The 10,957-nt window shown below is 34.3% G+C and carries 10 protein-coding genes; 5 read left to right on the forward strand and 5 right to left on the reverse strand.

What is annotated here, in order from left to right; genetic code table 11:
- Nucleotides 1-659 precede the first annotated feature (659 nt).
- The 4 genes from J6D32_RS08520 to J6D32_RS08535 all read right to left on the reverse strand — a co-directional run bounded on the left by J6D32_RS08520 (nt 660) and on the right by J6D32_RS08535 (nt 2,537).
- The gene (locus J6D32_RS08520; RefSeq protein ID WP_006785086.1) at nt 660-1,331 is read right to left on the reverse strand and encodes a manganese catalase family protein; all 672 of its coding nucleotides are present in this window, start codon (nt 1,329-1,331) and stop codon (nt 660-662) included.
- Nucleotides 1,332-1,487: 156 nt separating this feature from the next.
- On the reverse strand, nt 1,488-2,072 hold the full coding sequence (locus tag J6D32_RS08525) for a manganese catalase family protein (protein ID WP_006785087.1): 585 nt from the start codon (nt 2,070-2,072) through the stop codon (nt 1,488-1,490).
- Nucleotides 2,073-2,083: 11 nt separating this feature from the next.
- On the reverse strand, nt 2,084-2,332 hold the full coding sequence (locus tag J6D32_RS08530; protein WP_006785088.1) for a spore coat protein CotJB: 249 nt from the start codon (nt 2,330-2,332) through the stop codon (nt 2,084-2,086).
- On the reverse strand, nt 2,325-2,537 hold the full coding sequence (locus J6D32_RS08535) for a spore coat associated protein CotJA (protein ID WP_040764040.1): 213 nt from the start codon (nt 2,535-2,537) through the stop codon (nt 2,325-2,327). Before J6D32_RS08535 ends, J6D32_RS08530 begins: the two co-directional genes overlap by 8 nt.
- Nucleotides 2,538-2,898: 361 nt before the next feature.
- Between J6D32_RS08535 and J6D32_RS08540 the strand changes: the two genes are divergently transcribed.
- The 4 genes from J6D32_RS08540 (at nt 2,899) to J6D32_RS08555 (ending at nt 7,941) form a co-directional block, all read left to right on the forward strand.
- Complete coding sequence (locus J6D32_RS08540) at nt 2,899-3,156, forward strand: PTS system mannose/fructose/sorbose family transporter subunit IID (RefSeq protein ID WP_055166415.1); 258 nt, start codon at nt 2,899-2,901, stop codon at nt 3,154-3,156.
- A 349-nt stretch (nt 3,157-3,505) separates the two neighbouring features.
- Nucleotides 3,506-4,159, forward strand: coding sequence for a hypothetical protein (locus J6D32_RS08545; RefSeq protein WP_009607324.1), 654 nt, complete (start codon nt 3,506-3,508; stop codon nt 4,157-4,159).
- A 223-nt stretch (nt 4,160-4,382) separates the two neighbouring features.
- The gene (locus J6D32_RS08550; protein ID WP_006785092.1) at nt 4,383-6,143 is read left to right on the forward strand and encodes an ABC transporter ATP-binding protein; all 1,761 of its coding nucleotides are present in this window, start codon (nt 4,383-4,385) and stop codon (nt 6,141-6,143) included.
- The gene (locus tag J6D32_RS08555) at nt 6,136-7,941 is read left to right on the forward strand and encodes an ABC transporter ATP-binding protein (protein ID WP_006785093.1); all 1,806 of its coding nucleotides are present in this window, start codon (nt 6,136-6,138) and stop codon (nt 7,939-7,941) included. The genes J6D32_RS08550 and J6D32_RS08555 overlap by 8 nt, the downstream gene beginning before the upstream one ends.
- A gap of 122 nt (nt 7,942-8,063) precedes the next feature.
- Here J6D32_RS08555 and J6D32_RS08560 read toward each other — a convergent pair whose 3' ends face one another.
- Nucleotides 8,064-8,696 carry a DUF4358 domain-containing protein gene (locus J6D32_RS08560; RefSeq protein WP_006785094.1) on the reverse strand — a complete coding sequence of 211 codons (633 nt, stop codon included), beginning with the start codon at nt 8,694-8,696 and terminating at the stop codon, nt 8,064-8,066.
- A gap of 312 nt (nt 8,697-9,008) precedes the next feature.
- Here J6D32_RS08560 and J6D32_RS08565 point away from each other — a divergent pair.
- Nucleotides 9,009-10,957, forward strand: a 1,949-nt coding sequence (locus tag J6D32_RS08565) for a sensor histidine kinase (protein ID WP_287467548.1), incomplete at its 3' end; no start/stop codon positions are given.

A 10,957-nucleotide genomic window follows, 5' to 3' on the forward strand; every position in this document is an offset into this window, starting at 1 on the left:
AGCGAGTGAACTGATAGATAGACTTCGATCAGAAGGTAAAAGTATGGGAGAAATTGAGCAAGCATTATTGAATTTGAATCGTATTCAGGGGGCATATGATTCAGTTGAGACAGCATTAAGAATGTTAGAGTAATGAAAAAGAGGTCATAAAGACCTCGCTATAAAAAGAGAAATTAGGGTTTAACTAACTATTATATCATAGGGCAGTTAGTTAGTGTTATAACATACCACTAAGAATGGTATGATTAAACATTAGCATAATTTTGAATAAAAATAAATTTAAATGTAAATAAATGTAAAAGAGACACGCGAAATTGTGTCTCTTTTTTTGTTTGATAATGAAATTTATTTAGCGTTTCTAATTTTTGATTGTAAGTATACTGTATGATAAAAATTAGTATTAAATTTAATATCGGGGATAAAAAAACTTATTATCAAGAAATAATTAAAAATAGAAGAAAAAAAAGAGGTTATGGGAACCTCTTTTTAAGGCAAGATATTGCGTTGTCAGCAATGAGATGTTGACGACATAATAGTAATCGTATTTTTGAATAATAAACTAGTATAGTATTTGTGGCATCTTTAATGAAATCTATATTATTTCAAAAAATGATATAAATCACACTGTATCATAATGTTTTTTTTTGAAAAAGTGATAATTATTTATTAGGATTTTCGAATGACGGAGGCGTTGGATTTGGAGCTTCGTGTTTAGGACCAGGACTTGATAAATCAAAGTACAGCTTAGAATCTTCCGTAACTCCAAAATCACGATTTGATCCTGTATTTTGTACTTTATTTAATGCCTCACGGAAAAGAGCATTATGTGCTTCTTCACGATTAAGTAAAAAATCAATTGTTTCACGGACATACTTATCATCAATTTGACGATAGAGGTATTCATAGACACATTTTGCACGTTGCTCTGAGGCAATATTTGAAAGTAGGTCAGCAACTAAGTCCCCTGTAACATTAACATATGTTGCAGTCCAAGGAAATCCAGAAGAGTTAATCAGTCCAGGATTTAATCCATGAACAACATGAGCCTGTACTTCTCCGGCTACAGCTGCTTCGTAGTTTAAGTCGTGACCATTTAATAAGTTGATAGTTTGAGCCACCATTTCCATGTGACTTAACTCTTCTGCAGCGATATCTAAAAATAAATCTTTTATAACGGGATCTTTAATACGGAAACTTTGAGACATATACTGAAGAGCTGCCTTTAACTCACCGTTTTCTCCCCCAAGTTGTTCTTGCATTAAAATAGCGTACTGAGGGTTAGGTTTTTCAACTCGGACTGGATGTAAGAATTGTTTTTCATGTTTAAACATTGTATCACCTCTATCGGTTTATTTTTTTCTATTTTATTATGTACCGATTATCAATTAATATAACTATCAATAAGCTCAATAGTATAGGTAAAGCTAGTCAACTAACTTTTAAAGATAAAACCCCTTCATTTTTCAATGAAGGGGGAAAATTTATTATTATTTTTTTTGAAAGAAATATTTATCATGTTGTAAATGTTCTTGTACATGAACTAATGTTTCACCGAAACGTTGGAAGTGAACAATTTCACGTTCTCTTAGATAAGAAAGGACTTTTTTAACATCTTCATCAGTTGTCATATCAAGTAAATGTTCATATCCGGCACGCGCGCGTTGCTCAGCCCCCATATTAGAAGCAATATCTGCTACAGGGTCACCTTTCATATCGATATAAGCCGAAGTCCAAGGTGTTTGTTCTGGATCAGCTAAGAAAACTGAAATACCTCTAGAAGCATATGTTCCATCAAATCCTGCACGTTTAATTTCCTCTATTGTTGCTCCCTCTGTTAATTGAAAAATTAAAGCTGAAACAATTTCAAGATGTGCAAGTTCTTCAGTACCAATGTCTGTTAATGTTGCAATCGATTGACCTGTTGGCATCGTATAACGTTGTTGAAGATATTCCATAGAAGCTGATAATTCACCATCAGAGCCTCCGAGTTCTTCATAGATGGCTTTTGCCATTCTAACATCTCGCTTTTTAATATCAACAGGATATTGTAATTTTTTTTCATAAATCCACATAAAAACTCCCCCTAACATCTTTCCCAAGGCCATGGATCATTAACCCAGCTTATTTGATCAAAATTGGTCATATAACCAAAATTAGTCAATGGTCCAAATGCTTGTTCATATTCTTTTCTTAATTCTTGATATTGTCTAGATACCTTTCTGTAATCTTCTAATGCTTTTTTATTTTCTGGATGGGTATCGAGGAAGAGTTGAAGATCAACTGCCATGATATGCACAGCTTGAAGTGAGGTTAAAAATTCTTCTCTACTCATGACGACGGCCTCCTTGGGCAACTTTTCTTGGCATATATGGATCATAAAGATCAGCAAAAAAAGTTCCCTGATATAACGTTTGTAGTGGGGTGTTTAGGTGTTGATAAGGTTGTGATTTAACATAGGCTGTTGCCAAAGGTAGATTGAAGCATGTGAGTTTTTGAGCACAACCATTATTTTGATAAGTAGTTTCGTTAGTAGACATTTTTTCACCGTCCATTAGAATATATATTGTTGTTTTAAAATGTTATTTGTTACAAAGTTTTATACAGTAGTTTTTAGTCCCTATAGGATAAATATTTGTGCGTTTTTATATTAACAACTGCACACCATATTATATGTATTACTTTTCGAAGGGAGTAGGCTTTTACGAATGAATTAATGGAAGAATATTATATAAGATGTAAAAAAACAAAAGAGGGAGAGAATAGAGTGAACTATTTTGCTCGCATCAGTTGTTTCAATTTTGACCACACCGTGACCACGTTTTTAATAAAAAAGTACTTTTTTTGCGATTTTAATGAACTCTATGTCCTTGTATAAACACAAAAAAATTTTGAATTATTATGAAAATAATTCTTGGGGTAATCGTCGTAGGGGCTTTAATTGCATCCTATGTAGGAGTTCCAATTACGGCTGAAATTCCTAATGGGGAGTCAGTTATTGTCGTTCAAGAAATCCTTGATGGAATTATGCCTTGTTTATTACCACTTGGATTAACATTTGGATTATATGCTCTAGTTAAACGTGGAGCCTCTCCACTTGTTAACATCGCAATTCTAGTTGTCATTGGATTACTAGGAGCATTCATCGGATTATTCTAATAAAGAAAACACCAACTGTAATTGTCACAGTTGGTGTTTTTTGTTTATCGTTTACTATCATTTAAACCCTATATTGCCTGAATATTAAAGACTTTTAGTGTGGTAAAAAGAAACAGTTGATGCTATTTTTAGACAAAACAACGTATTATCTATCCGAATTTAACAATTTATTATATTTTTCAACAATCACCTATCAAAATATATCGAATAAATTTGAATCATAACGAAAAAGAGGGTAGCTCAACATTATTTTGAATCAATTTATCTGCGCTGGATTAAAACCCTTTTCCTATTTATATAGTCCTGTGATATTTTGGTAGTACAACAGGAGGGGAAGGAGTGAGTAGGATTGTTAGAAAAAATAAGCTTTGATCCTAAACAATTAATTCAACAGTCAAAAGGAAATAATGCCTTTTTAAAACGTCTTGTGAAAGAGGAAATTGATTCACAGGAATATCCCATTTATTTACTGATTGAAAATACTGAAGATGAATTGAGACTACTAGAAGAAGAGCGAAACTGGATTTTATTTTGGATGGGGATTGTTGTTATTTTGAATCTTTATTTAAATCTAGTTCATCAAGAAATAGTGCTTCCAACCATGGTACTTGGGAATATAGGCTTGATATTAAGTGCCTTACTACTTGGATTTTATTTCAAGAAAAATGCCTTTATTGGGGCGTATCGTCTTATCTTAGATGTTCTAGACAGATATCAACAAAATCAACTCAAAGCGATTAGATTGTCAAGTATGTACCTAGATATTAAACACTTTTTTCAAGATTTTGAAAAAAAAATTGATTTATATGGTAAGGATTGTAAGTGTTATGTTTATTACCGAACACAGGATGGGAAAAATTATTATACTGGATATTCTTTATGTGAAAGTTCAATTTGGGATGAAGAAAGAGAGGAAATGTTGGATACGATCGACAAAGTTGGCATAATGACCATTCGGTTACAAGATGCATATGAGCTTTTTAAATCTCAAATACGAAAATAAATTTAAAACCCTCATTGTTTATCAAATCAAATTCCTAAAAAACTGTTACTTTTTTTGCTTGAGTAACCGTTTTTTTTATGACGTTAAATGTTAGAGACATCCATTCAATGACCTAAAATTATTTTTGCCATTTAGCAATTTGAACGTAAAAATACGACATTATTTTATAATTTATGGATATATATGTATAGATGGATAACTTATGGTCAAAAGGAGTGAAAATATGGGGGAAATCTTTAAGCATTTAAAGAAACCAGAATGGGGAGGAATGATTGTTTGTCTCATTTTTATCGTGACACAAGTTTGGTTAGATTTGAAGCTTCCCGATTATATGTCAGAGATTACGAGGCTAGTTCAAACAGAAGGTAGTGCCATGGGTGACATTTGGGTACAAGGCTCTTACATGCTATTTTGCGCACTAGGGAGTTTAATTTCTGCAGTCATTGTTGGTTTTTTCGCAGCACGTATTGCCGCAACATTATCAAAACGACTTCGAGAAAGTTTATACACCAAAGTAGAATCTTTTTCGATGCAAGAAATTAATCAATTTTCTAATGCTAGTTTAATTACACGTTCAACCAATGACATTACACAAGTTCAAATGGTATTTGCCATGGGGTTACAAGTGATGATTAAAGCACCCATTTTAGCTGTTTGGGCAATATTAAAAATTCTTGGAAAAAATTTCGAATGGTCACTTGTAACTGCAGGAGCCGTCTGTGTGTTATTAGTTATGCTATCAATCATTTTAATTTTTGCTGTTCCAAAATTTAAAATAATTCAAGGACTAACCGATAATCTCAACTTAGTCACACGAGAAAATTTAACGGGAATTCGAGTTGTCCGAGCTTATAATGCAGAAAATTATCAAGAAGAAAAATTCGAAAATGCAAATAACATTTTAACTCGTACTCATTTATTTACTGGACGTATTATGGCTATTATGGGACCTGGAATGACATTAATTATGAGTGGATTAAGTTTGGCTATCTACTGGATTGGAGCTTACCTGATTGAAGCTGCGGATAGAATGGATAAAATTGGGTTATTTAGCGATATGGTCGTATTTTCATCTTATTCAATTCAAGTCGTCATGGCCTTTATGATGCTCACCATGATCTTTATCATGTTACCACGTGCCACTGTTTCAGCCAAACGAATTATGGAGGTTTTAAATACACCTCTTAGTATTGTTGATGGAACAAAGCAAGCCCCTACTGATAGGGTTGGAGAAGTGGAATTTAGAAATGTTAGCTTCAAATATCCAGATGCTGAAGAATATGTGATTGAAAACATCAGTTTCAAAGCGAACCGAGGCGAAACCGTTGCTTTTATTGGATCAACGGGTAGTGGTAAGTCAACCTTAATCAACTTAGTTCCTCGTTTTTACGATGCAACTGAAGGAGAAGTCTTAGTTGATGGAATGAACGTCAAGGATTATAAACAATCTGATTTAAACAATAAGCTGGGCTATGTTTCACAAAAAGCCGTCTTATTTGCTGGTACAGTAGAGTCCAATATTGCTTTTGGAGATAACGGACGTCAGATGGCTAAATTAGATCAGGTTAAAAAAGCAATCACCATTGCCCAAGGTCGTGACTTTGTTGAAAAAATGGATCGAACTTATCACTCATCTATTGCTCAAGGAGGAAGTAACGTTTCCGGAGGACAAAAACAACGTCTTGCAATCGCTCGTGCCATTTGTCGTGATCCTGAGATCTATATTTTTGATGATTCTTTCTCAGCGCTCGATTATAAAACAGATCGTGTCTTACGCGCTGCATTACGACAAGAAACAAAGGATGCAACCCATTTAATTGTTGCGCAACGAATTGGAACGATCATTCATGCGGATAAAATTATTGTACTCGATGAAGGAAAAATGGTTGGCATCGGAACCCATCAAGAGCTTTTGAAAAATTGTGAAGTTTACCGACAAATTGCTTATTCACAATTATCGAAGGAGGAGTTAGAACATGAGTAGACCAAATCGCGGACCAATGGCAGGAGCAGGGGCTCCGACTGAGAAAGCAAAAGACACGAAAAAAAGTGTCAAAAAACTTCTTCTATTTTGTCAACCTCATTATCTTTTAATAGCTTTCGCCCTTATTTTTTCGATTGTTGGAACCATTCTTACCCTGATTGGACCTGACAAATTAAGTGAAGTCACAGACCTTATTACAGCGGGTTTAATGACGGGAATTGATCTAGACGCTGTCGAAGATCTTTGCTTACTTCTTGTGTATATGTACGGAGCATCCTTCATTTTATCTTATTTTCAAGGATTTATTATGAATACAGTCACACAAAAAGTGGCAAAGAGTTTAAGAACACAAATTTCAGAAAAAATCAATCGGTTACCACTCAGATACTTTGATTCAACAAGTTATGGCGATATTTTAAGTCGTGTGACAAATGATGTCGATAGCATTGCGCAAACTTTGAATCAAAGCGTGGGGAATTTAGTATCTGCCATCACCTTATTTTTCGGCTCACTTTTCATGATGTTTATCACCAATGCATGGATGGCAATCACCGCCATTCTTTCAACCGTGATTGGTTTTATCTTAATGATGTTTATTATGTCAAAATCACAAAAATATTTTATTAGACAACAACGTGATTTAGGATTAATGAATGGACATGTCGAAGAAATCTATTCAGGACACAACATTGTCAAAGTGTATAATGATGAGGCAAAAGCGAAAGCAAAATTTGATGAGATTAATGAGGACTTATACGAAAGTGTTTGGCGTTCTCAATTTTTATCAGGATTAATGATGCCACTGATGAGTTTTATTGGAAATTTTGGTTATGTGGCAGTATGTATTGTAGGAGCCTCTTTGGCGATGAATGAAGTCATCACCTTTGGGGTGATCGTAGCCTTTATGGTTTATATTCGTCTGTTTACTCAACCACTATCACAAATTGCACAAGCAATGACGAGTTTACAACAGACGGCAGCGGCTAGTGAACGTGTTTTTGAGTTCTTAGAAGAACCTGAAATGCAACAAGAAAATGGAAAAATCAATGATTTTACTGTTAGTAAAGGGGAAGTCGAGTTTAAACACGTTCATTTCGGTTATCACGCAGATCGAACCATTATTAACGATTTTTCAGTGACAACAAAACCTGGACAAAAAGTTGCCATTGTGGGTCCAACCGGTGCTGGAAAAACGACGATGGTTAACTTACTTATGAAGTTCTATGAAGCGAATTCAGGTGAAATTTTAATTGATGGGATGCCCATTAATCAGTTAACTCGTCACAATGTTCATGATTTGTTTGGGATGGTGCTTCAAGATACATGGATTTTTGAAGGAACGATTCGTGAAAACATCGTGTATTCCATGAAAAATGTGTCAGATGAAGAGGTGGAGAAGGCATGTAAGGCCGTTGGCATTCACCATTTTATTAAAACATTACCGAAAGGATATGAGACGATTCTAAATGATAAGGCAAATTTATCAGCTGGACAAAAACAGCTAATCACGATTGCCCGTGCGATGGTTGAAAATGCACCCCTTCTTATTTTAGATGAAGCCACAAGTTCGGTTGATACCCGTACTGAAATTCTCATTCAAGAGGCGATGGATAAATTAATGAGAGGACGCACCTCATTTGTGATTGCGCATCGCTTGTCCACTATTAAAAATGCCAATCTCATTTTAGTGATGAATCATGGAGACATTATTGAAAGTGGAACCCATGAACAACTCATGAAGCAAAACGGATTCTATGCTGAGCTTTATAACAGCCAGTTTGAGAAATTAGCTGAGTAAAAATCAGCATGAAAACAGTAATATCATTGGAGGAGTCCGTACCTTTTAATAGAGACCTCGATTAATCAATCGTTGTGACAAAAAAAATCCTTTGAACCACAAGGTGTTCAAAGGATTTTTAATTATTTAGCAAAAACAGCGTCTAAAGCGTCAACTGCTTTTTGTACCTCTGCTTGTGCAAAAGCAGCTGCTTCATCATCACTTGCATCCATATCTTCGTTAATGGCTCCTAACATCACTAAGAACACATAGTTATCGTAGCGTAACACTTGACAAGCCGAAACTTTAGCTAAGTTCATTGGATATTGCATGCTATCGTTAATTAAGTATTCTTGGTAAGCTTGTAAAGCAGCTTCAACGGCTTCAGCATTTCCTTCAGTGGCTTCAATTCCGATAAATAAGTCTGGGTGCATGCTGATCATCGGTTGTTCAGCAACGAATTGTGCCACGTATTCAGGATTAACTCCGTATACACTTTCTAATAAGTCAGCTGGAATAGCCGTGTTTGGAAGATAATCTTCACCATATACATCACGAACGGCTTCATAAGCATCCGCTAATTGACCTGTGACTTCAACTGTGATTTCACCTTCAATAAGACCGTCTTCTTCCACAACGTCATCTGTTTCAACTTCTGTTGTTTGATCAATCGCTGGTGTTTCTGGTTCTCCCGCAGGCGTTTGTTCTTTTGAGCTACAAGCTGTTAAAGCTCCAGCAGCCATCATAGCAACTAATAAATATTTAAAATTTTTCATAGTTTTACTCCTTTTTTCCCCTTGTTCGTACTTTAATGTTTAGTACACCCTTATTATAACAAAATACGGCACGAGATTCTATGGAATATCTATGGAATTAAAAGTGTTTTGAGCGGTTAAATTCAGAAAAATTATAAAAAATGATCCTATCATATGATCTCCACTCAAAAAGCTTCATCACATTTAAACCTTGGAGGAGTCTACTTTTTTTACATTTTATTTAACGAGATGACAAAAAACGACAAAGATTAAATCATTTTTGTGAGATAATAATCTCTTGTGTTTTGTTACTTATGAAAGGGGATGCTCTCGGTGTCAAATCAACTCCGCACTGATCAATCACTATCTAAAATAGAAAATAGATTTTTCTGGGGAATTATTTTAATATCCGTTTTACTATCTATTTATTTAATTACTACTATGTTGTTCTATCAATCATTAGATAAACTCTCGTTGATTTCAGCTATTAACTTTATTAGGCATTTTAACTTTATCCTTTCCGTTTTAGCCGTTGCGAGTTGTTTGATGTCCTATAACCGTTCAAAAAAAGAAAATATCTTTATTATCGCCCTAATGTACCTAGGATTATCAACGGGTATTTTATTTGGGCAAGTTGATTATTTAACCTTTTTATCGAATGAACTGGTTATTACTAACTATATCACCGTATCAGCCTCATTATTAAGGATTGGAATTTTACTGATTGTGCTTCAAAAAAATTCTAAATTAAAACAGTTGATACTCAGTCATAAAAAAAAGTCGATTTTATTTGTCATCTTATTTACCATGATTTTTGGCTTTATCGAGCGAATAGTTAATTCTTATGGTATTCTAAATGGTAACTTCTTCTTTATCGGCTATAATTTATTTTTATTTATTTGCTATACGAGCGTTTCAATCCATCTCTTCATGTCTGGATTTAAAGAAAAAGATTATCTATTTCCTATCTTAAGTTCTAGTATTTTTATGTTAGCCCTTAAAGCCCTTTATGCCATCATTGCTTTAAATGGCTCAGTTCAACTTTCTTTAAACGTTAAATTGATGTCAGTGGCCATTACCTATATTGGTTTTTTAATTGTGATTGCCGGTAATTTTGTTGACTTATTTTTATCAAGTTTACGAATCAAATTGTTAAATAATAAGCTTACGTTATTTTATAAACTAACAGATGATAATAAACACAGTTATATGTTTTTAATGGATGAACAATTGAACATCTTGTACGCGAACAAAAAAATGCAAGAATACTACCATGAAACAGACCTACATCGTCTAAATCAAATTCTTCCCCCTTATATGTTAGCTCACGAAAAAAACCATCTGATCAGACAACACCTTAATCAAACCGGAAAATGGCGTGGGAGTCTAAATGTCGACTTAAATAATGTAAAACGAACAGTTGATTGTAGTATTCAAGTCATCACCGAAAATGATGGCAAAAAAGAAATAGCGGTCACCTATTTTGACAAATCAAAAGAACTCGAACTCGAAAAGTTAAAGGTCTATGATCACGAAAAAACTCAATTTATTTCAAATCTTTCTCATGAATTAAAAACGCCATTAAATGTCTTTTGTTCAGTCATTCAGTTACTAAATCAAATGGTGAACGTTAATGATGAAAAATTCAAACAAATTTATTTAAAATATCGTACCTCACTCGATGTCAGTGGAAAAAGGATGACGAAGCTTGTTAATAACTTAATGGATATTTCAAAAATAGAGATGAATACATTAGTCCCTCATTTTCATAATTATCAGGTTATCCAGTTACTACAAGATGTTACGGCTATCATATCAGCTCATCCGTGCTGTGAATCCGTCTCCATCAAGTTTCAAACAGACATCAATCAGCATCTATTAAAATGTGATGGTTCGATGATTGAGCGAATTCTATGTAATCTTTTATCGAATGCCATTAAGTTTTCTTCGCCATCCACTACGATTACAGTGCGAACCCTGATAGAGGAGGAATGGTTTGTTTTAGAAGTGCAAGATGAAGGGATTGGGATTACCTCCATCGACCAATCGCTCATTTTTGAACGATTTGTGCAAGTCGATAAATCATTGACACGAATTAATGAAGGCATTGGGATGGGACTTTATATGGTGAAGAGCCTTGTTAGTCTACATGGCGGAAAAATCGAATTAGAAAGTGCTGCACACAAAGGAAGTACCTTTAAAATCTTATTACCGAATCTCTGCTTACCTGATACCCCATGCAAATCATATGAACCTGACACCTATAAAATTGAGTTAGAACT

It is taken from the genome of Turicibacter sp. (assembly GCF_017941855.1).
Classification (GTDB): Bacteria; Bacillota_I; Bacilli_A; order MOL361; family Turicibacteraceae; genus Turicibacter; species Turicibacter sanguinis.